The following is an 18,908-nucleotide window of genomic DNA, read 5'->3' as shown; positions in this document are numbered from 1 at the left end:
CGGCAGGCTGGCGGCGGCGGGCCTAGTCGTTAGTGGCTGCCGCGCACCAGCAGCGGGGCCAGGGCGGCCTGCAAAGCCTCTGGCAGCGCCTTCGGCCGGCGGTCGTCCCGCCCGACATAGACATGCACGAAATGGCCGCAGGCGGCCGTCTGCTCCGCGCCCTCGGCGAACAGGCCCACTTCGTACCGCACGCTGCTGGTGCCCATGCGGGCCACACGAATCCCCGCCTCCACGGTCTGAGGGAAAGCCAGCGGCGCGAAGTAATTGCACTGGGTTTCGATGACGAGGCCGATGGTCTCGCCATGGTGGATGTCGAGCGCTCCTTGACGGATCAGGTAGGCATTCACCGCGGTGTCGAACCAGCTGTAGTAGACGACGTTGTTCACATGGCCATACGCATCGTTGTCCGCCCAGCGGGTGGTGATGGTGTGGAAGACCGGGTAGTCGGCGCGCGCCAGCGGTCTGGGCCGTGGAGGGGAATCAGACCCTTGCGCTGGCGCAGCGCCGGAGGGTCCCGCCATCATCTTCACGTCTTTGCTTGCAGTCGTCACAACGTTCTCCGCATGGCGCACTGAAGTCACGGCGCCGGTTGATGTACCGACGAGTTTCGGGGCTGGCGCGTGCCTTGTCGAGATCGGGGTGTCGCCACGGGTGATCGAGCCGGCACGGCCCGCGCGCAAGGCAACGCGAGCCGGCGCGCACCGCCGCTCGGCGGCCAGCAGCGGGTGCTACACCGCCGGGTATTAGCCCGTGCCACCCGGCCATGCGGTCAGCACTTCATAGCCGTCCGGCGTGACCGCCACCATGTGCTCCCACTGCGCCGAAAGCGACCGGTCCTTGGTCACCACCGTCCAGCCGTCGGCCAGCTTCCTGGTTTCGCGCCGGCCCGCATTGAGCATCGGTTCGATGGTGAACACCATCCCGGCCTCCAGCTTCAGCCCCGTGCCCGGCTGGCCGTAGTGCAGCACCTGCGGCTCGTCGTGATAGACCCTGCCGATGCCGTGACCGCAGTACTCCCGCACCACGCTGAACCGCTCCCGCTGCGCCACCGACTGGATCGCATGCCCGATATCGCCCAGACGCGCGCCCGGCCTGACCTGCCGTATGCCCGCGACCATCGCCTCATACGTCGCGTTCACCAGTCGCCGCGCCAACACGCTGGGCGTACCCACGAAGAACATCCGGCTGGTATCCCCGAACCAGCCATCCTTGTTGACTGCGACGTCGATGTTGACGATGTCGCCTTTCTTCAGGATTTTTTCGGCCGAGGGGATTCCGTGGCACACCACCTGATTCACCGATGTCAGGATGGTCTTGGGATAGCCGCTGTAGCCGACGTTGGCGGGTATGGCGCCCAGCACATCGACGATGTAGTCATGGCAGAGCCGGTCGAGGGCTTCGGTGCTCACGCCCGGAACCACGTGGCGCTCGACCATGGACAGCACGTCGGCCGCCAAGGCCGCAGCGCGCCGCGCCATGACGAGTTCATCGGCCGACCGGAGAGAGATTCCGTCGCCCATCAGTGCTTGCCGATCTGCGGCAGCTTCGGCTGGCCCGCGCCGCCTTTCGCCACAGCCGCAGTAATGTCCAGCCCACCGGCCAGTTCGGCACGCACCAGCAACCGGCAGATCTCCCGGTGGTCGAGTTCCGGATGCAGTTCGGCCAGCATGCCGACCCGCATCCAGTGCTCCGCCTGCGCATTGATCGACCGGCTGAGAGCCGCCCCTGCGACACGCAGGTTGTCATGCATCGCATCGGAAATTTTGACGATACCCATCACACACGACTTATATGAAACATATACGAATTGTATATATTCTCGGTGACGCGCGCTCGCGGATGCCAAGTGGGCCAACGGTGCGGGCGTGTACCGTGATGCAGCGTGCTGCGCTTGAGCGCCGTACAGCTCGGCACTGAGTGATCGGGCGCTGCGCAAACTCGAATCGCTAGCGGATCAGAGGGAGTACCCGGCAGCCGTGCTTGTCGAGAACCGGGCAGTCCCCGCGCCTGCCGGACCCGCAGTGCTGGCCTGCGCTACCGCCGGCACCCTTGGGAGCACGTCCTACCAGACACAGCGGCCCAGCCCGACGACCTGCGCCAGCCGGTTGCCGGCGAATGGCCCTGGGCACCGTGCCCGACTACAGGAGACCGCGATGATTCCGAGCCAGCCAACGAAGCAGCAACAGATCGACCACCAGCAGGCCCCCGTGCCAGGGCAGCAGAGCAAGCGTCCCCCGGTTGCCCAGCAACACCCCTACGCCCAAGTGCACGCCAAGCCTCACCCGCCCGCGTTGGACGAAGCAGAGGACGAGCTGGACGATCCGGTCGGCGACCGGTCCGGGAACGGCTGACCCTCTTCTCTCCCATGCCACGAAGCCGGCCGCGTGCAGGTTGGCTTTTGCCCGCCGATGCGGGCTTTCTGGTGTCTGAGGCCCGCACATAGCTCCTGTTCCCATGGGCAAGCGGTCACAGCAAGGCGCTGGACACAGCTGACCAGCCTCACCCCTCCACGCTCACGCCCAAATCGGCCAGCTTCTGTGCATACGAGTCCCGCCGCTTGACCGCTTTCGCTGAGGTTTCGAGCGCTGCCTGAATCGCCTTCGGCCCCTTTGAGCCGGCGGCCTTGACCAGCGACTGCTTGTGCGCTGCGTCTGCGGCTGCCCGTTGGTAGGTGGCGAACAGCTTGGAGCGGTCGTAGGGTGGTGTCACGGCGGCCTCGTTTCTAGAACTCATCTGGCGACGAAGCCGTTGCGGAACGCCGTTGCGTTGGCTGGCAAAGATCACCGCCCAACAGGCAAGAAAAAAGCCGCTTGAAAGCGGCTTTTTCAGATTGGTGGGACGTGCGGGGGTCGAACCCACGACAAACGGATTAAAAGTCCGCTGCTCTACCAACTGAGCTAACGTCCCTTGCGGCAACTTGCATTGCAGCAAAGCCCTGGATTATAGCTTGCTTTTGGCGGCCGCCGGCTTTGCCAACGCATCCAGCACCCACCCAGCGGCACACTGGCCGAAAGTGGCGGTGACGGCCACCACCGAGCCGTAACCGTGGCAGTTGAGGCTGCCATCCCCCGCGGTGACCTCGCATGTGGGATGCGGCGGCGCGACGGCTTCGCGGCTGAAAACGCAGGCCACGCCGATTTTCTTGCCCTCGCGCGCGGCGCCATGCTGCTTGCGGAGGCGATAGCGCAATTGCGCGAGCAAGGGGTCGTGCGTGGTCTTGGACAGGTCGTCGATGTCGACGAGGTGCGCCAGTCGCTTGCCGCCCGCCGCGCCGACGCTGACGAATGGCAGGCCGCGACGCGTCATGGCCCAGGCCGCCATGGCGGTCTTGGCCTTGACGTCGTCACAGGCGTCCACCAACGCGTCGCAGCATGGCGGCAATAAGGCGTCGCAGTTGTCGGGCGACACGAAATCGTCGATCACGTCCACCTGGCAGCCCGGGTGGATGAGCGCGATGCGCTCGCGCATCGCGTCGATCTTGGACTGGCCCACCGTCGTGCTGAGCGCGTGGATCTGGCGGTTGATGTTGGACTCGGCGACATGGTCCATGTCCACCAGCGTCAGCCGGGCGACGCCGCTGCGGGCCAGGGCCTCGGCGGTCCAGGAGCCCACGCCGCCCACGCCGACCACGACCACGTGCGCGGCGCGAATGCGCGCAGCGCCTTCCACGCCGTACAGCCTGGCCAGTCCACCGAATCGGCGCTCGGCGTCGGCGCCCCCAGCATCCACCAGGGACGCGGGAGAGGCCGGGAGCAGCGCAGCCTCCGGAAGGGTCACTTCAGCCGCGCCAGGCGTTCCTTGGCCGCCGTGGCGGCTTCGGATTGCGGATAGGCCTTGATCAGGTCTTCCAGCGTCTTGCGGGCGGCGCGGGTGTCCTTCAGCTCGACCTGGCAGTTGGCGATGGACAGTGCGGCTTCAGGTGCGCGGGCGTGATCGGGAGCGACCGCGAGCAGGGCCTTGAAGTTGTTGATCGCTTCCTTGTAGTCGCGCGTGGCGTACTGGGCGTTGCCCAGCCAGAAGCGCGCAGACGGTGCATAGCCGCCCGAAGGGTACTGGCGCAGGAAGTTGGTGAAGAGCGGCACGGCATCGGCAAACTTGCCGGTGCGGAAGACCGCGAGCGCCGCGTCGAAGTCGCGCTTCTCGGCCGGATCTGCCTGGAACTCACGGCCATCCACGGTCACCTTGGCAGGCTCGACCTGCCGCAGGCGCTCGTCCACGCCCTGGGCGATCTCCTTTTGCCGGCGCTGCAGGTCGGCCACGTCGCGCAGCAGTTGCTCGTTCTGGCCCCGCAGGCTGGCCTGCTCGGAACGCAGGGTTTCGATCTGGGTCTGCAGTTCCAGCAGGCTGCGGCGCATCTGCGAAGTTTCGTCGCCTGCGCGCTGCCCGCCCTGCTGCAAAACGTCCACGCGCTGGCGCAGCTCAAGGATGGCGCGGCGTGCCTCGTCGTCCTCGAACAGCGCGGCGTGGCTGACGGGCGCTGCCGCCAGCCACATCGCAGCTGCCAGCGCAGCCAGCGCACCGAAACGGGTGCTCATGCGCTGCGCAGCCATCAACGGTAGGACAGTTCAGCGCGGCGGTTCTGCGCGTGCGCGTCTTCGGTGCTGCCCTGCACGGCAGGCTTTTCCTTGCCGAAGCTCACGGCTTCCATCTGGCTGTCCGGCACGCCCAGCAGGCCCAGCGCGCGGCGCACGGCCTCGGCACGCTTCTGGCCCAGCGCCAGGTTGTATTCACGGCCGCCGCGGTCGTCGGTGTGGCCTTCGATCATGACCTTGCGGTTGGGCGATGCCTTGATGAAGCGTGCGTGCGCGTCGAGCACCGACTGGAATTCGCCCTTGATGACGTAGCTGTCGTAGTCGAAGTACACGATACGGGCCACGCCGACGGGGCCTGCGCCGTCACGGGCAGAGCCATCGAGGTTGACAGGAGCCACACCGCTGATGTTGGGATTGCCGGTGGTGCCGCCGTTGCCGGGCGTGGAAGTTGCGCCGCGGTCTTCGACCGGTGCGTCTTCCAGCTTGACGCCAGAGCTGCAACCCGCCATCAAAGCGGTGATGGCGAGGGCGAGGGACACGCGTTTGAGCTTGGCATTCATCATTCAATTTCTCCTGTCGGGCTGATGCTTCAAATAAAAACTAACCAAAAATCACTGCTTCTGGAACGGGCCCCAGTCGGGTTCCCGAATGTCGCCGCTCTTGCCGGCCAGGCGCGCCTTGATGCGACCGTCCAGCGTGGTGGTCATCAAGGCTTCCCGGCCCTGCTGCTGGCTCGCATACACGATCAGCTTGCTGTTGGGCGCGAAACTGGGGTTCTCGTCCGCAGAGGTGTCGGTCACAGCCGTCACGCTGCCAGACTTGAGATCCATGACCTGCAATTTGAAGGCGCCGCCTATGCGGGAGATGTAGGCCAACCACTGGCCATCCGCGCTGACGGCAGGAGAGATGTTGTAGGAGCCGGTGAACGTCACCCGCTCTGCATTGCCGCCCGAAGCCGGCACGCGGTAGATCTGCGGTGCACCGCCGCGGTCGCTCACGAAGTAGATGCTGCGGCCATCGCTGGAGAAGGTGGGCTCCGTGTCGATGCCGCTGCTCTGCATCAGCCGCCGGGGCTCGCCGCCCGCCGCGTCGATCAGATACAGCTGCGAGCCGCCGTCACGGCTGAGCGTCACGGCCAGGGTGCGCCCGTCGGGCGACCAGGCGGGCGCGCTGTTGGAGCCGCGGAAGTTGGCGATCAGCCTGCGGCGGCCGCTGGATACGTCATGCACGTACACCACGGGCTTGCGCGACTCGAACGAGACGTAGGCCAGCTGGCCGCCCGTGGGCGACCAGGCCGGCGAGATGATGGGCTCGGGGCTGGAGAGCGCCGACTGGGCATTCTCGCCATCGGCGTCGGCCACCCACAGGCTGAAGCGCGTACCGGCCTTGGTGACGTAGGCGATGCGGGTGGAAAAGATGCCCCGCTCACCCGTGAGTTTCTGGTAGATGTAGTCGGCGATCCGGTGCGCGACCAGCCGCAGGTCGCCTTCGGTGACGACGAAGCTCTGCCCGCCCAGGTCCTGGCCGTTGACCAGATCCCAGAGGCGGAAACGGATGTCGTAGCGCCCATCGCCCAGCCGTGTGATGCTGCCGGAGGCCAGCGAATCGGCCTTCTTCTCGCGCCACTGCGCTAAATCCGGACGGGTGGATTCGTCCAGCGCGACGCCGGACGCGTCGATGCCGAGGAACTCACCGCTGCGCTCCAGGTCGGCCTGCACGATGGCCGAGATCTTCTGGGGGGCTTGCGCCTCGCCACGGAACGGGACGATGGCAATGGGGCGCTGCGTCAGGCCCACACCCTTGATTTCCACCCGGAACTGCGCCAGAGCCGGCACCGCCGAAGATGCCGCGAGGGCAGCGACCGCATGCCGTCGGGAGATGTGCGGCAGCGCCGCCAGAGGAGAGAGGGAAGAAGGGGTTCGGTCAGTAGTCATTGGTGATGGGTCAACGATCGGGTAACCGTGCGGGTGCCGGCAGGAGAGCCAGCCATGTTACACATCGCCTGCAGATGCCTGTGACAATCTGTGCAACCTGCCAAGGCTGAAAACTTAGAATCCGTCTCTCATGCAACCTTCGAATCATAGCGCCACGCAGGACCAGTCAACCGGGAAAACCACGACGCTGCCCCTGTTCACGCGGCTGAAACGGCTCTATCCCTACTTCGCCAACCAGCGCATGTTGTGGGCCATCGCCATCGCCGCCACGCTGGTCGGCGCGATCACCGAACCGCTCATTCCGGCCCTGCTCAAACCCCTGCTGGACCAGGGGTTCACCGAGGGCACGCTGCAGTTGTGGATGGTGCCCGTGACCATCATGGGCGTGTTCCTGATCCGCGGACTCGCGCAGTTCTGCGGGCAATACGCGCTGGCCCGCATCGCCAACGAGGGCATGCTCAAGCTGCGCCAGGCGCTGTTCGACCGGCTGCTGGCTGCCGACATGAGCCTTTTCGGCCGGCAGTCGGCCAGCGCGCTATCCAACACCGTGGTGTACGAGGTGCAGACCGGCTTCCTGTCGCTGGTGCAGGCGCTGATGGGCCTGTCGCGCGACGGCTTCACCCTGATCGCACTGCTGGGCTATCTCATCTACCTGAACTGGCAGCTGACCCTGATCGTGGCCGTGCTGGTGCCGGGCGTGGCGTGGATCATGAAGACCCTGTCGCGCAGGCTCTACAAGCTCACCAAGAGCAGCCAGCAGGCCACCGACGATCTGGCCTACGTGGTGGAAGAGAACGTGCTGGCGCACCGCATGGTGCGGCTGCACGGCGCACAGGCCGGGCAGGCCGGCCGCTTCCATCAGTTGAGCCAGAGCCTGCGCGGGCTGGCCATCAAGTCCACCATCGCTTCGGCGGCCATGACGCCGCTGACCCAGCTGCTGGCGGCCGGCGCCCTGTCGGCGGTGATCTGCATCGCGCTCTGGCAGGCCCAGGCGGCCGGCACGCGCGACGTCACGGTGGGCGGCTTCGCCTCGTTCATCGCCGCCATGCTGATGCTGATCGCGCCCATCCGCCGGCTGGCGGACGTCGCCAACCCCATCACGCGCGGCGTGGCGGCGCTGGAACGCGGCCTGGCCCTGCTGGAAAGCTCGCCCGCCGAGACCGGGGGCGCGCACCGCGCGCAGCGCGCGAGCGGCGCCATCGCACTGCGCGACGTGGCCGTGTCGTTCGGCACCGACCATGCCCAGGCGCTCGACCGCGTGACGCTGGACATCCGGCCTGGCGAGATCGTCGCCCTGGTCGGTCCATCGGGCGCGGGCAAGACCACCCTGGTCAACCTGCTGCCCCGCTTCATCGCGCCCACGGCGGGCGAGGTGCTGGTCGATGGCGTGCCGGTGCCGCAATGGGACCTGGAGTCCCTGCGCAGCCAGTTCGCCATGGTCAGCCAGGACGTGGTGATGTTCAACGACACCGTGGCCGCCAACGTGGCGCTGGGTGGCCAGATCGACGAAGCCCGGGTGCAGGCCTGCCTTGCCGCAGCCAATCTGGCCGAGCATGTCTCGGCGTTGCCGCAAGGGATTCACACGCTCGTGGGGCACAACGCCACGCAGCTCTCCGGCGGCCAGCGCCAGCGCCTGGCCATCGCACGCGCGCTCTACAAGGACGCGCCCATCCTGATCCTGGACGAAGCCACCTCGGCGCTCGACACCGAATCGGAGCGCCTGGTGCAGGAAGCCCTGCAGCGCCTGATGCGCGGCCGCACGACCCTGGTGATCGCGCACCGGCTCTCCACCATCGAGCACGCGGACCGCGTGGTGGTCATGGAGCGGGGCCGGATCGCCGAGCAAGGCTCCCACGACGAGCTGATGGCGACGGGCGGGCTCTACGCGCGGCTTCAGTCACGGCACAACACGCCCTGAACCGCCTGAGCCCCAGGCCGGGGCAAGGGCGCCCCTGCCGCCCTCAGCGGCGGTTCACCACTTGCCCTGGCGCGGCGGCTGCCGGCGGCGCATGGCCTCGGCGATCAGTTCCACCATGTCCTTGCGGTCGGCCCCCACCGCGAAGTCATGCGCCGTCATGCCGAGCTGGTTCTTGATGGTGACGTCCGCACCCTCCTTCAGCAGCACGCGGGCCACGTCGGCGGCGCCATAGCGCACGGCCATCATCAGCGGCGTGGTGCCGTTGGGTGAGCCGGCGTCGATGTAGGCGTGGTTCTCCAGCAGCAGGTTGGTCATCGCCGCGGCATCGTCGGTGGTGCAGGAAGCCGCGTAGTGCAGCGGCGCCCAGCCGGTCTTGTTGACGTCGGCATCCTTGGCGATGAGCGCGCGGGCAGCCGGCAGGTTGCCCTTGATCGCAGCCATCATCAGCGGGCTTTCGTCCTGCGCGTTGCGCGCCTCCACCTTGATGCCGGGGGCCTTCATCAAGGCGTCGAACGCCTTCATGGAGCCTTCGCGCAGCGCCAGCGTCAGGCCGACCTGGCCCTTGGGATCGCGGGTGTTGGGGTCGAAGCCGCGGCGCACCAGGGCGTTGATGGCACCGCCATCGTCGCGGATGATCGCCGTGAAGAAGTCGTCGTAGGCGCCGGCATGGGCGCAGCCGCCCATCGCCAGCAGCGCCATCCAGGTCATGCAATGCCGCCGGTGGATCATGGCGTCGCTCCTTTCAAGAACAGGTTGTCGAAATTGCGGCTGGTGGCGTGGGCCACTTCCTCGACCGTCACGCCCTTGACGGCCGCCAGCTGCTGCGCCACGAACGGCACATACGAGGGATTATTGGTCTTGCCGCGATAGGGCACCGGCGCCAGGTAGGGACTGTCGGTCTCGATCAGCAGCCGGTCCATCGGCACGAAGGCGGCCACGTCGCGCAGATGCTGCGCGTTCTTGAAGGTGACGATGCCCGAAAAGGAGATGTAGTAGCCCAGGTCGAGCGCCGCGCGCGCCACCTCGGCCGTTTCGGTGAAGCAGTGGAAGACGCCGCCGGCCCGGTTGCCGGCGCCGTCCTCGCCCTCTTCCCGCAGGATGGCGAGGGTGTCGTCCGATGCGCTGCGGGTATGGATGACCAGCGGCTTGCGCGCCGCCCGGCCGGCACGGATGTGGGTGCGGAAGCGCTCGCGCTGCCATCCCAGATCGGCCACCGAGCGGCCGCCCTTGCGGTCTTCCATGCCGTAGTAGTCGAGCCCGGTTTCGCCGATCGCCACCACGCGGGGCAGCGCGGCCCCGTCCAGCAGGTCCTGCAGCGACGGCTCGGTCACCCCCTCGTTGTCGGGGTGCACCCCCACCGTGGACCAGAAGTTGTCATGCGCGGTGGCAAGCGCATGGACCCCGGCGAATTCCTCCATCGTCGTGCAGATGCAGAGCGCCCGGTCCACGCGGGCTTCGGCCATGGCCTGCCGGATCTGTGGCAGCTGCTCGAGCAGCTCGGGAAAGTTGAGGTGGCAATGGGAGTCGGTGAACATGCGGTACGAGATGACGGAACGGATGGGCCAGGCTGGGCGGCGCACGGCCCCGGGCGGCGCAGCACCGGCAGTATCCACAAAAACAAATGCCGACCGGGGTGCACGGTCGGCATGGGGAGCGCCGCAGCGAGCCCGGGCGGCTCAGATCGTCTGGGTCGGCCGGTCGGAGCCCAGGGTCGAGCCGAGGATCTCCTCGATCTTCGCTTTCAGCTGGCGCGACTTCTCGTCTTTCGGAAACTGGATGCCCACGCCCTGCGTGCGGTTGCCCGCCGCACGGGCGGGCGTGACCCATGCCACCCTGCCGGCGACGGGGTAGCGCTGCGTGTCTTCGGGCAGCGTCAGCAGCACGTAGACGTCGTCACCCAGGCGGTATTCGCGGGCCGTCGGAACGAAGATGCCGCCCTCGGCGAAGAACGGAATGTAGGCCGCGTAGAGGGCCGCCTTCTCCTTGATGGCCAGCTGCATGACGCTGGGGCGCGGCGCGTTGAGGGAGCTGTTCATGGGCGTGTGGCGGCGGTGGAGGACGGCTTCATCAGTGTTTTGAGTGTAGGGCGTTTCGCGCCTGGGCCGCCAGAGCCTCCAGCATCAGGCCGGCGTTGAACGGATGCTCCGCCGTACGGGCCTCCCGGGCCAGCGCGCGGCCCCAGCGGGTGAGCGGGCCGATACCCGGCGGCGCAGGCAGGTCGGCCGCGTCGAAATAGCGCGGCGCGGCGCCCACGCGATGCGCCAGCAGGTCGTGGCAGAGCTTTTGCAGCGCATCGACCGCCTGGGCAGGCGAGCAGTCGGCCAGCGCGGTCACGTCGCCACGGGCCATCGCCTTGGGCAGGCGCGACCAGGCCTCGGGGCTGCGGCCGGCGCGGGCCAGCGCCAGGGCGTCGTCGGGACGGCCACCCGCCGCCCGCAGGAACGCGGTGGCCGCGCCGGGTGCGACGCCCTGCCCTGCCAGCCAGTCGTGCATGGCGGCGTCCTGCGGCCAGACCATCGTGTGGCCCAGGCAGCGGCTGCGGATGGTGGGCAGCAGCTGGTGCGCCGCTTCCGTCGCCAGCACGAAGCGCACGTCGCCCGGCGGCTCCTCCAGCGTCTTCAGCAGCGCGTTGGCCGTGACGTGGTTCATCTGCTCGGCCGGATACACCAGCACCGCCTTGCCGCGCCCGCGCGCGGAGGTGCGCTGGCAGAATTCCACCGCGTCGCGCATCGCGTCCACGCGGATCTCGCGGCTGGGCTTGCGTTTCTTGTCGTCGATGTCGGCCTGCGCCTTCTCGGGCAGGGGCCAGCCCAGCTCCATCATCTGGGTCTCGGGCATCAGCACGCACAGGTCGGCATGGGCGCGCACGTCGATGGCATGGCAGCTCGTGCAGACGCCGCAGGCGCCGCCCGCCGTGGGCGCATCGCACAGCCAGGCGCGCACCAGCTCCAGCGCCAACGGGTACTGCCCGAGGCCCGAGGGGCCCTGCAGCAGCCAGGCATGGCCGCGCTGCGCCAGCAGGGACTGCCGCTGCTGGGCGATCCAGGGCGCGACGGGCACTGGCGCCGCGCCGTCGGCGGTGACCGGCGCCGGGCTCATGCCGAGCCCTCCGCCGCAGCGGGCAGATGGCCGCGTGCGGCCAGCGCCGCCGCCAGTTGCGCCCAGACGGCGCTGCGTTCCTGGCGCGCATCCAGCCGCACGAATCGTTCCGGCGCGCCCGCGGCGCGGTCGGCATAGCCCTGGGCCACGCGGGCGAAGAAGTCCTCGGGCTGCGACTCGAACCGGTCAGGCGTGCGCGCCGCGGCCAGCCGGGCGGCGGCGTCGGCGGGGGGCAGGTCGAACCACAGCGTGAGGTCGGGATTACGAATGAAATCGCCCTCCGGCGCAGATGCAGCCTGGGCCATGCGCTCCAGAATCGATAGCAGACGAATGTCGAAGCCCCGGCCCGCGCCCTGGTAGGCAAAGGTAGCGTCGGTGAAGCGGTCGCACAGCACCACGTCGCCCCGCGCCAGGGCGGGTTCGATCACGCATCGGAGATGGTCGCGCCGGCCGGCGAAGACCAGCAGGGCCTCGGTCAGCGGGTCCATCGCATCGTTCAGCAGCAGGGTGCGCAGCTTCTCGGCCAGCGGGGTGCCGCCGGGCTCGCGGGTCACCACCACCTGGCGGCCCTGCCCGCGCAGGGCGGCGGCCAGCGCATCGATGTGCGAGGACTTGCCCGCACCGTCGATCCCCTCGAAGGTGATGAAGAGCCCGGCTTTCGCAGGCGTTGCGTGATCAGGGGTCAAGGTGTGTGCATCCATGCCGGGCGGGGTCACTGCTGGCCGCGCTGGTAGCGGTTCACGGCGCGGTTGTGTTCGTCCAGCGTCGGGCTGAAATGGCTGGTGCCGTCACCGCGCGAGACGAAATACAGCGCCTGCGTGCGCTCGGGCTGCACGGCGGCCAGCAGCGCCGCCTTGCCGGGCATGGCGATGGGCGTGGGCGGCAGGCCGGCGCGGGTGTAGGTATTCCAGGGCGTGTCGGTCTGCAGGTCACGGCGGCGCAGGTTGCCGTCGAACTTCTCGCCCATGCCGTAGATCACCGTCGGATCGGTCTGCAGCAGCATGCCGATGCGCAGGCGGTTGGTGAACACGCCGGAGATCTGCGCGCGGTCGGAGGCGCGGCCGGTCTCCTTCTCGACGATGCTGGCCAGCGTCAGCGCCTCGTCGGGCGACTTCAACGGCGTATCGGCGGCGCGTTGCGCCCAGGCGGCCTCCAGCTTCTTGTCCATGGCGTGCAGCGCGCGGCGCAGCACCGCCAGGTCGCTGCTGCCCTTGGCGTAGGTGTAGGTGTCGGGGAAGAACCGGCCTTCCGCCGCCACGCCCGGGCGGCCCAGGCGCTGCATGATCTCGGCCTCGGGCAGGTTGGCGGTTTCGGGCTTCAATTGCTCCTCGCGCGACAGCGCCTGGCGCACCTGCCGGAAGGTCCAGCCCTCCACCAGCGTGACCGCGCGCAGGGCTTCCTCGCCGCGCACCAGCTTTTGCAGCAGCTCGCGCGGGGTGGTGCCCACCGGAATCTCGTAGTTGCCGGCCTTGATGAGGCGGTCTTGCCCCGACACCCGGAACCAGGCGTAGAGCAGCCGGGGGTCGATGGCCACGCCCGCGGCGGCCACGGCCTGGGCCACGCCGCGTGGGGTGGTGCCGGGCTCGATGGCCAGCTCCAGCGGATCGCCCGGCGCCACGCCGGTGCGGGGCGCCACCGGCATGGGCGCGTGCAGCCACCAGGCCGCCGTGGCGCCCGCCGCAAGAAGAATGACCAACACCAATGCGAGGAAACGACGCACGACCCTGCTGCCTGTATGAAAGGAACCGGGCATCATAATTCAGGCATGACTTCTTCCCAGCCCCCGCTTCTGGACGGCGTCGCGCCGCTCTCGCATCTCGGCGTGATCCGCGTCGAAGGCGCTGATGCCGCCGCCTTTCTGCACGGCCAGCTGACGCAGGACTTCGCCCTGCTGGGCCTGCAGGAGGCCCGCCTGGCCGCCTTCCTGTCGGCCAAGGGCCGCATGCAGGCGAGCTTCATCGGCTTCAAGCGCAGTGCCACCGAGGTGCTGCTGATCTGCTCGCATGACCTGCTGGCGCCCACGCTCAAGCGCCTGTCGATGTTCGTCCTGCGCGCCAAGGCCCGGCTAACCGACGCCACGGGCGACTTCGCCCTCTGCGGGCTGGCCGGGTCCGCCGCCGAAGCGCTGCTGGAGGGTGCGCAGGCTCCCTGGGCCAAGCGCGACGTGGACGGCGCCACCGCCGTGCGCCTCTACCCGGCGCAGGGCCAGCCGCGGGCGCTGTGGGTGGCGCCGGCAGGCACGCCAGCGCCAGCCGGCGCCAGCCTGAGCGAGGCACTCTGGCAGTGGAGCGAAGTGCAAAGCGGCGTGGCGACGCTGACGGCGCCCGTGGTCGAGGCCTTCGTTCCGCAGATGCTCAATTACGAGTCGGTGGGCGGCGTCAATTTCAAGAAGGGCTGCTACCCCGGCCAGGAAGTGGTGGCGCGCAGCCAGTTCCGCGGCACGCTCAAGCGCCGTGCGTACCTGGCGCACGTGGCGCCGGATGCCGCGCCGGATGTGGCGTCCACCGTGGCGGTAGGCAGCGAAGTGTTCGCAGGCGGCGACGCGGAGCAGCCGGTGGGCACCGTGGTGCAGGCCGCCCCGGCGCCCGGCGACGGCGTGGACCTGATCGTCTCCATGCAGATCAGCGCGGCCGACGGCCCGGCGCTGACCGTAACCAGTGCGGACGGCCCGGCGCTGACGCTGCAGCCGCTGCCCTACGCGCTGCTGGAAGACATCTGAGGCGCGCCCTTCTCGCTGGGCGCGGAAGCTATCGAATCAATAGCTGCCTGCGCCCGCCCTGCCAATACTTTCAGGTAAAAATGGCTTGAAGCGCCGGTGAATCAAGCGCAGGCAGCTCCTGATTCGATAGCAGTGCACAGTTGGCGCTGCATGGTGACGTGGGGAATGCCGGCTTCCTCGTACGGCTCGCCCCGCACCGAGAAGCCGGCCCGCCGGTAGAACGCTTCGGCCGTCGCCTGCGCATGCAGCGTGACCCGCCCGTCGCCCCGCTGCGCAGCGGCATCCACCAGCGCATCCAGCACCTCGCGCCCCCAGCCCTGGCCGCGCACGGCCCGGTCCACCGCCATGCGGCCGATGAGCCCTTCACCGGCGTCACCGCGCAGCAGCCGGCCGGTCGCCACCGGCAGCCCCAGGCGGTTGAACGCCACGGCATGCACGGCGTCGGCGTCGCGGCCGTCCTGCTCCAGGGCAGCCGCAATGCCCTGCTCCGCCACGAACACCTCGGTGCGCAGGGCGGACGCAGCCGGGCCCCAGGTCGCCCAGTCACCCACCCGCACTTCCACCATCGGCTCGCCCGCCTCGAAGCGTTCGATCATGGCGCGCAGCGCCTCCGGCACCGGGCGCGAGGTCTGGGTCGCAGGGTCGGCAAACACGTAGATCAGCTCGCCCGACACCAGCAGCCGGTCGCCGCAGAAGATGCCGAACACGAACTGCAGCGACGAGCGGCCGATGCGCAGGCAGCGCAGGCCCACGTCGAGCACGTCGTCGAGCCGGGCGGAGGCGTGGTATTGCACCTCCGCCTTCTTCACGTACAGCTCGCCGCCGAGCGCCTGCATGCCAGCCTCGTACGGCACGGCCAGCTGGCGCCAGTACTCGCCCATGGCGTTGTCGGCATACATGAGGTAGTGGGCGTTGAAGACGATCTTCTGCATGTCCACCTCCGCCCAGCGCACCCGCAGGCGGTGCAGGCAGCGGAACTGGGCGCGGCGGGGCCGGTCGGCCGACAGGGCGGCGGGACGCGTCGACGGGGCCGAGGACGTGGAAAGCGTGGAAGGGGTGGAAGGAGTGGAAGGCGCGGTCATGGGGTCATGGCTCCAGTCCGAAGGCGTTGCGCAGGGCGCGGGCGGCGTCGGCATGCGCCTGGCGCGCTTCGGGAATGGCGCGGCCCATCTTGATGAATTCATGTGTGACGCCCCGGTAGATCTCCAGGTCCACCGGCACGCCGGCGGCGCGCAGGCGGTCGGCATACGCCACGCCTTCGTCCACCAGCGGGTCGCACTCGGCCAGGCCCACCCAGGCGGGGGCGACGCCGTCCACGTCGGGTGCCAGCAGCGGTGCGAAGCGCCAGTCCTCGCGGTCTTGCGGGTGCTCGATGTACTGGCTGAAGAACCAGTCGATGGCCTCCGCATCCAGCACCAGGCCGTGGGCGAAGCGGCGGTGCGATTCCGTGTCCTGGTGCGCCGTCGTGCCGGGGTAGAACAGCAGCTGCAGCGCCAGCGGCAGGCCCGCATCGCGCGCCAGGATGGCATTCACAGCCGCCAGCGTGCCGCCGGCGCTGTCGCCGCCCACGGCCAGCCGGGTCGCGTCCGCGCCCAGCGCAGCCGCCTGCGCGGCGAGCCAGGCCAGGGCGTCCCAGGCGTCGTTCGATGCGGTGGGGAACCGATGCTCGGGCGCCAGCCGGTAGTCCAGCGACACCACCATGCAGCCGGCCAGGCGCGCCAGTTCGCGGCACAGCACGTCGTGGGTCTGCACGCTGCCGACCGTGAATCCGCCGCCGTGCAGGTAGAGCAGCAGCGGCAGGCCGGCGCCGGCGGAGTCGCCGGCCGCCACGGGGGCGTAGAGCCGCGCGGGCAGCACCGCCCCGTCGCGCGCCGGAATGCCCAGCTCCTCCACGCGGGCCAGCGGGGCCTTGGGCACTTCCAGCACGCCTGCGCCGGATTCGTACGCGGCGCGGGCGCGCACCGGGCCCAGGGTGTGCAGCGGCGGGCGGCCGGCGCGAACCATGCGGTCGAGCACGTCGCGCATCTTGGGGGTCAGAAAAACGGCAGGCTGGGGCATAGGCGAAGGGACAGACAAACGGGCGGACGATCCTGAAAAATGAGCGGCGGACGGCCAGGCCAAAAGCGCATCATCGCCACGGGCCGCTGCCAGCCAGACACAATAGCGGATCACCGGCGCCCCGCCCGCCTGCCTTGCGCTTTGCGCGACGCCCGCCGGGCTGCATTCCGCAGCCGCCCCTTTCCGCCGCTGGCCTCCTCCCACCCATCCGCATGCTGCCCACCCTGTCCTCCGTTCACATCGCCGTCATCGGACTGGGCTACGTGGGCCTGCCCCTGGCCGTGGAATTCGGCAAGCACCGGCCGGTGGTCGGCTTCGACATCCGGGAAGAACGCATCGCCGCGCTGCGGGCCGGCCAGGACCACACGCTCGAAGTGAGCGCCGAGGAACTCGCCCAGGCCTCCCACCTGCGCTTCACCGCCCAGGCGGCCGACCTGGCGCAGTGCAACGTCTTCATCGTCACCGTGCCGACGCCGATCGACGCACACCAGCAGCCCGACCTGGGCCCGCTGATGCGCGCGAGCGAGACGGTCGGGCGGCTGCTGAAACCGGGCGACGTGGTGGTGTACGAATCCACCGTCTACCCGGGCGCGACGGAGGAAGACTGCGTGCCCGTGCTGGAGCGCCATTCCGGCCTGCGGTTCAACCGCGATTTCTTTGCCGGCTACAGCCCCGAGCGCATCAACCCGGGCGACAAGGCGCACCGGCTGACCGGCATCGTCAAGATCACCAGCGGCTCCACGCCCGAGGCGGCCGATCTGGTCGATGCGCTCTATGCGGAGATCATCACCGCCGGCACCCACCGCGCTGCCAGCATCCGCATCGCCGAAGCCGCCAAGGTGATCGAGAACACCCAGCGCGACGTGAACATCGCCCTGGTGAACGAGCTGGCGCTGATCTTCAACCGCCTGGGGCTCGACACCGAGGCGGTGCTGCAGGCGGCCGGCACCAAGTGGAACTTCCAGCCGTTCCGCCCCGGCCTGGTGGGTGGGCACTGCATCGGCGTGGACCCGTACTACCTGACGCACAAGGCCAAGTCGATCGGCTACCACCCGGAGATCATCCTGGCGGGCCGGCGGCTGAACGACAGCATGGGCGCCTACGTGGTCACGCAGCTGGTCAAGGCCATGACCCAGCGGCGCATTCACGTGCAGGGCGCCCGCGTGCTGGTGATGGGGCTGGCCTTCAAGGAGAACTGCCCCGACCTGCGCAACACCCGCGTGGTGGACATCGTGCGCGAACTGGCGCAGTACGACGTGCAGGCCGACGTGCACGACCCCTGGGTGAGCGCGCGCGAGGCCGAGGACGAATACGGCATCGCGCTGGTGCCTTCGCCCGCGGCGGGCGCCTACGATGCGATCATCGTGGCTGTCGCGCACGGGCAGTTCCGCACCATGGGCGCCGCCGCGATCCGCGCGCTGGGCAAGCCCGAGCATGTACTGTTCGACCTGAAGTACGTGCTGGGCGCCGCAGAATCCGATCTCCGGCTGTGAGGCGGCTTTCGCCCTTGCAGCCCACCCCTGCCAACCGCCCCTTCCTTCGGCCCCACATCCCCATCCCCATTTCCCATGCCCCACGCCTACGCCGCCCTCCAGACCCAGCTTGCCGGCGACCCGCGCACCTGGCTGGTCACCGGTGTGGCGGGCTTCATCGGCAGCCATTTGCTCGAAACCCTGCTGCGGTTGAACCAGCGCGTGGTGGGGTTGGACAACTTTGCCACCGGCCACCGGCGCAACCTGCATGAGGTGCGTTCGCTGGTGGGCGAGGCACGCTGGCAGGCGTTCCGGTTCATCGAAGGCGACATCCGCGACCTGGCCGCCTGCCGGGGCGCGTGCGAGGGCGTGCAGCACGTGCTGCACCAGGCCGCCCTGGGCTCCATCCCCCGCTCGCTCAACGATCCCATCGCCACCAACGCCACCAACATCGACGGCTTCCTCAACATGCTGGTGGCCGCCAGGGACGCGGGCGTGCAGAGCTTCACCTACGCGGCGTCCAGCTCGACCTATGGCGACCATCCGGGCCTGCCCAAGGTGGAGGACGCCATCGGCAAGCCGCTGTCGCCCTACGCCGTGACCAAGTACGTCAACGAGCTGTATGCGCAGGTGTTCAGCCGCAGCTACGGCTTCCATTCGATAGGCCTGCGCTACTTCAATGTGTTCGGGCAGCGGCAGGACCCGGGCGGCGCCTATGCCGCGGTGATTCCGCTGTGGACCCAGTCGCTGCTGAAGGGCGAGCCGATCCACATCAACGGCGACGGCGAGACCAGCCGCGACTTCTGCTACGTGGCCAACGCGGTGCAGGCCAATCTGCTGGCCGCCACCACGGCAAACGACGAGGCGCGCAACCAGATCTACAACGTGGCGGTGGGCGAGCGCACCAGCCTGAATGCGCTGTTCGGGCTGATCCGCGACCGGCTGAGCGGCCACGGCGTGCCGGCTGCGGCGGCGCCGCTCTACCGCGACTTCCGTGCGGGCGACATTCGCCACAGCCAGGCCGAGATCGCCAAGGCCGAGCGGCTGCTGGGCTACATGCCCTCGCATACGCTGGCCCAGGGCCTGGACGCCTGCGTGGACTGGTACGCCGAACACGTCGGCGGGCCGCGCGGCGAGCAGGCTGGCGGACCAGCCGACCTGCAGGGCGCGGGCTGA

General features: G+C 69.0%; 21 protein-coding genes and 1 tRNA gene. 5 read left to right on the top strand and 17 right to left on the bottom strand.

What is annotated here, in order from left to right:
- Nucleotides 1–29 precede the first annotated feature (29 nt).
- The 3 genes from ASF94_RS02295 to ASF94_RS02285 form a co-directional block, all read right to left on the bottom strand.
- Nucleotides 30–521 (bottom strand): thioesterase family protein, encoded by a 492-nt coding sequence (locus ASF94_RS02295; protein ID WP_056661374.1) that lies wholly within the window; start codon nucleotides 519–521, stop codon nucleotides 30–32.
- Nucleotides 522–743: 222 nt separating this feature from the next.
- Nucleotides 744–1,520 (bottom strand): type I methionyl aminopeptidase, encoded by a 777-nt coding sequence (map, locus tag ASF94_RS02290; protein ID WP_056660980.1) that lies wholly within the window; start codon nucleotides 1,518–1,520, stop codon nucleotides 744–746.
- Nucleotides 1,520–1,777 (bottom strand): ParD-like family protein, encoded by a 258-nt coding sequence (locus tag ASF94_RS02285; RefSeq protein ID WP_056660977.1) that lies wholly within the window; start codon nucleotides 1,775–1,777, stop codon nucleotides 1,520–1,522. Before ASF94_RS02285 ends, map begins: the two co-directional genes overlap by 1 nt.
- Nucleotides 1,778–2,153: 376 nt before the next feature.
- On the opposite strand from ASF94_RS02285, the gene ASF94_RS02280 reads away from it, so the two are divergent.
- Nucleotides 2,154–2,351: a hypothetical protein gene (locus ASF94_RS02280; RefSeq protein ID WP_056660974.1), complete on the top strand. Its 198-nt coding sequence runs from the start codon at nucleotides 2,154–2,156 to the stop codon at nucleotides 2,349–2,351.
- A 148-nt stretch (nucleotides 2,352–2,499) separates the two neighbouring features.
- Here the strand turns inward: ASF94_RS02280 and ASF94_RS21035 are convergent, their stop codons facing one another.
- The 6 genes from ASF94_RS21035 to tolB form a co-directional block, all read right to left on the bottom strand.
- Entirely contained in the window at nucleotides 2,500–2,859 is a 360-nt protein-coding gene (locus ASF94_RS21035) for a hypothetical protein (protein WP_156382391.1), read from the bottom strand.
- Nucleotides 2,832–2,907, bottom strand: a tRNA-Lys gene (locus tag ASF94_RS02270). Before ASF94_RS02270 ends, ASF94_RS21035 begins: the two co-directional genes overlap by 28 nt.
- A gap of 33 nt (nucleotides 2,908–2,940) precedes the next feature.
- Nucleotides 2,941–3,756: a ThiF family adenylyltransferase gene (locus tag ASF94_RS02265; protein WP_056661371.1), complete on the bottom strand. Its 816-nt coding sequence runs from the start codon at nucleotides 3,754–3,756 to the stop codon at nucleotides 2,941–2,943.
- A gap of 17 nt (nucleotides 3,757–3,773) precedes the next feature.
- Nucleotides 3,774–4,535, bottom strand: a complete 762-nt coding sequence (ybgF, locus tag ASF94_RS02260; RefSeq protein WP_200932998.1) for a tol-pal system protein YbgF — start codon at nucleotides 4,533–4,535, stop codon at nucleotides 3,774–3,776.
- A 14-nt stretch (nucleotides 4,536–4,549) separates the two neighbouring features.
- Nucleotides 4,550–5,095, bottom strand: coding sequence for a peptidoglycan-associated lipoprotein Pal (pal, locus tag ASF94_RS02255; RefSeq protein WP_056660965.1), 546 nt, complete (start codon nucleotides 5,093–5,095; stop codon nucleotides 4,550–4,552).
- Between the two features lie 48 nt (nucleotides 5,096–5,143).
- Nucleotides 5,144–6,466, bottom strand: coding sequence for a Tol-Pal system beta propeller repeat protein TolB (gene tolB, locus ASF94_RS02250; RefSeq protein WP_056660961.1), 1,323 nt, complete (start codon nucleotides 6,464–6,466; stop codon nucleotides 5,144–5,146).
- 130 nt (nucleotides 6,467–6,596) lie between these two features.
- Between tolB and msbA the strand changes: the two genes are divergently transcribed.
- Nucleotides 6,597–8,384, top strand: coding sequence for a lipid A export permease/ATP-binding protein MsbA (gene msbA, locus ASF94_RS02245; RefSeq protein WP_056660958.1), 1,788 nt, complete (start codon nucleotides 6,597–6,599; stop codon nucleotides 8,382–8,384).
- Between the two features lie 54 nt (nucleotides 8,385–8,438).
- Here the strand turns inward: msbA and ASF94_RS02240 are convergent, their stop codons facing one another.
- The 6 genes from ASF94_RS02240 to mltG all read right to left on the bottom strand — a co-directional run bounded on the left by ASF94_RS02240 (nucleotide 8,439) and on the right by mltG (nucleotide 13,239).
- Nucleotides 8,439–9,113, bottom strand: a complete 675-nt coding sequence (locus tag ASF94_RS02240; RefSeq protein ID WP_056660955.1) for an ankyrin repeat domain-containing protein — start codon at nucleotides 9,111–9,113, stop codon at nucleotides 8,439–8,441.
- A complete protein-coding gene (locus tag ASF94_RS02235) occupies nucleotides 9,110–9,919 on the bottom strand; it encodes a TatD family hydrolase (RefSeq protein ID WP_056660952.1) in 810 nt (269 codons plus the stop codon). Before ASF94_RS02235 ends, ASF94_RS02240 begins: the two co-directional genes overlap by 4 nt.
- A 141-nt stretch (nucleotides 9,920–10,060) precedes the next feature.
- On the bottom strand, nucleotides 10,061–10,420 hold the full coding sequence (locus ASF94_RS02230) for a PilZ domain-containing protein (protein ID WP_056660949.1): 360 nt from the start codon (nucleotides 10,418–10,420) through the stop codon (nucleotides 10,061–10,063).
- Between the two features lie 31 nt (nucleotides 10,421–10,451).
- The gene (locus ASF94_RS02225) at nucleotides 10,452–11,483 is read right to left on the bottom strand and encodes a DNA polymerase (RefSeq protein WP_056660945.1); all 1,032 of its coding nucleotides are present in this window, start codon (nucleotides 11,481–11,483) and stop codon (nucleotides 10,452–10,454) included.
- Entirely contained in the window at nucleotides 11,480–12,184 is a 705-nt protein-coding gene (gene tmk, locus ASF94_RS02220) for a dTMP kinase (protein WP_056660943.1), read from the bottom strand. The genes ASF94_RS02225 and tmk overlap by 4 nt, the downstream gene beginning before the upstream one ends.
- 11 nt (nucleotides 12,185–12,195) lie before the next feature.
- Nucleotides 12,196–13,239, bottom strand: a complete 1,044-nt coding sequence (mltG, locus tag ASF94_RS02215; protein WP_156382390.1) for an endolytic transglycosylase MltG — start codon at nucleotides 13,237–13,239, stop codon at nucleotides 12,196–12,198.
- Between the two features lie 9 nt (nucleotides 13,240–13,248).
- Here mltG and ASF94_RS02210 point away from each other — a divergent pair, with 9 nt between their 5' ends.
- Nucleotides 13,249–14,202, top strand: a complete 954-nt coding sequence (locus tag ASF94_RS02210; protein ID WP_056660937.1) for a folate-binding protein YgfZ — start codon at nucleotides 13,249–13,251, stop codon at nucleotides 14,200–14,202.
- A gap of 101 nt (nucleotides 14,203–14,303) precedes the next feature.
- Here ASF94_RS02210 and ASF94_RS02205 read toward each other — a convergent pair whose 3' ends face one another.
- The gene (locus tag ASF94_RS02205) at nucleotides 14,304–15,284 is read right to left on the bottom strand and encodes a YbgC/FadM family acyl-CoA thioesterase (protein WP_082492929.1); all 981 of its coding nucleotides are present in this window, start codon (nucleotides 15,282–15,284) and stop codon (nucleotides 14,304–14,306) included.
- Between the two features lie 4 nt (nucleotides 15,285–15,288).
- Nucleotides 15,289–16,260, bottom strand: coding sequence for an alpha/beta hydrolase (locus ASF94_RS02200; RefSeq protein ID WP_056660934.1), 972 nt, complete (start codon nucleotides 16,258–16,260; stop codon nucleotides 15,289–15,291).
- Between the two features lie 212 nt (nucleotides 16,261–16,472).
- Here ASF94_RS02200 and tviB point away from each other — a divergent pair, with 212 nt between their 5' ends.
- Nucleotides 16,473–17,753 carry a Vi polysaccharide biosynthesis UDP-N-acetylglucosamine C-6 dehydrogenase TviB gene (tviB, locus tag ASF94_RS02195; RefSeq protein ID WP_056660931.1) on the top strand — a complete coding sequence of 427 codons (1,281 nt, stop codon included), beginning with the start codon at nucleotides 16,473–16,475 and terminating at the stop codon, nucleotides 17,751–17,753.
- A gap of 75 nt (nucleotides 17,754–17,828) precedes the next feature.
- Nucleotides 17,829–18,908 carry an NAD-dependent epimerase/dehydratase family protein gene (locus ASF94_RS02190; protein WP_056660928.1) on the top strand — a complete coding sequence of 360 codons (1,080 nt, stop codon included), beginning with the start codon at nucleotides 17,829–17,831 and terminating at the stop codon, nucleotides 18,906–18,908.

The organism is Acidovorax sp. Leaf160 (genome assembly GCF_001424265.1).
Lineage (GTDB): Bacteria > Pseudomonadota > Gammaproteobacteria > Burkholderiales > Burkholderiaceae_C > Paracidovorax.
The sequence above is the reverse complement of the archived record's forward strand: the minus strand, read 5'-3'. Positions and strand labels throughout refer to the sequence as shown.

What these genes read in the sequence shown, in the direction of transcription:
- ASF94_RS02190 (WP_056660928.1), top strand. Translation starts at nt 17,829, where the DNA reads ATGCCCCACGCCTACGCCGCCCTCCAGACCCAGCTTGCCGGCGACCCG.
- ASF94_RS02295 (WP_056661374.1), bottom strand. Translation starts at nt 521, where the DNA reads ATGGCGGGACCCTCCGGCGCTGCGCCAGCGCAAGGGTCTGATTCCCCT.
- pal (WP_056660965.1), bottom strand. Translation starts at nt 5,095, where the DNA reads ATGATGAATGCCAAGCTCAAACGCGTGTCCCTCGCCCTCGCCATCACC.
- tolB (WP_056660961.1), bottom strand. Translation starts at nt 6,466, where the DNA reads ATGACTACTGACCGAACCCCTTCTTCCCTCTCTCCTCTGGCGGCGCTG.
- ybgF (WP_200932998.1), bottom strand. Translation starts at nt 4,535, where the DNA reads ATGAGCACCCGTTTCGGTGCGCTGGCTGCGCTGGCAGCTGCGATGTGG.
- ASF94_RS02240 (WP_056660955.1), bottom strand. Translation starts at nt 9,113, where the DNA reads ATGATCCACCGGCGGCATTGCATGACCTGGATGGCGCTGCTGGCGATG.
- msbA (WP_056660958.1), top strand. Translation starts at nt 6,597, where the DNA reads ATGCAACCTTCGAATCATAGCGCCACGCAGGACCAGTCAACCGGGAAA.
- ASF94_RS02285 (WP_056660977.1), bottom strand. Translation starts at nt 1,777, where the DNA reads ATGGGTATCGTCAAAATTTCCGATGCGATGCATGACAACCTGCGTGTC.
- mltG (WP_156382390.1), bottom strand. Translation starts at nt 13,239, where the DNA reads ATGATGCCCGGTTCCTTTCATACAGGCAGCAGGGTCGTGCGTCGTTTC.
- tviB (WP_056660931.1), top strand. Translation starts at nt 16,473, where the DNA reads ATGCTGCCCACCCTGTCCTCCGTTCACATCGCCGTCATCGGACTGGGC.
- ASF94_RS02230 (WP_056660949.1), bottom strand. Translation starts at nt 10,420, where the DNA reads ATGAACAGCTCCCTCAACGCGCCGCGCCCCAGCGTCATGCAGCTGGCC.
- ASF94_RS02225 (WP_056660945.1), bottom strand. Translation starts at nt 11,483, where the DNA reads ATGAGCCCGGCGCCGGTCACCGCCGACGGCGCGGCGCCAGTGCCCGTC.
- ASF94_RS02200 (WP_056660934.1), bottom strand. Translation starts at nt 16,260, where the DNA reads ATGCCCCAGCCTGCCGTTTTTCTGACCCCCAAGATGCGCGACGTGCTC.
- tmk (WP_056660943.1), bottom strand. Translation starts at nt 12,184, where the DNA reads ATGGATGCACACACCTTGACCCCTGATCACGCAACGCCTGCGAAAGCC.
- ASF94_RS02205 (WP_082492929.1), bottom strand. Translation starts at nt 15,284, where the DNA reads ATGACCGCGCCTTCCACTCCTTCCACCCCTTCCACGCTTTCCACGTCC.
- ASF94_RS02235 (WP_056660952.1), bottom strand. Translation starts at nt 9,919, where the DNA reads ATGTTCACCGACTCCCATTGCCACCTCAACTTTCCCGAGCTGCTCGAG.
- map (WP_056660980.1), bottom strand. Translation starts at nt 1,520, where the DNA reads ATGGGCGACGGAATCTCTCTCCGGTCGGCCGATGAACTCGTCATGGCG.
- ASF94_RS02210 (WP_056660937.1), top strand. Translation starts at nt 13,249, where the DNA reads ATGACTTCTTCCCAGCCCCCGCTTCTGGACGGCGTCGCGCCGCTCTCG.
- ASF94_RS02280 (WP_056660974.1), top strand. Translation starts at nt 2,154, where the DNA reads ATGATTCCGAGCCAGCCAACGAAGCAGCAACAGATCGACCACCAGCAG.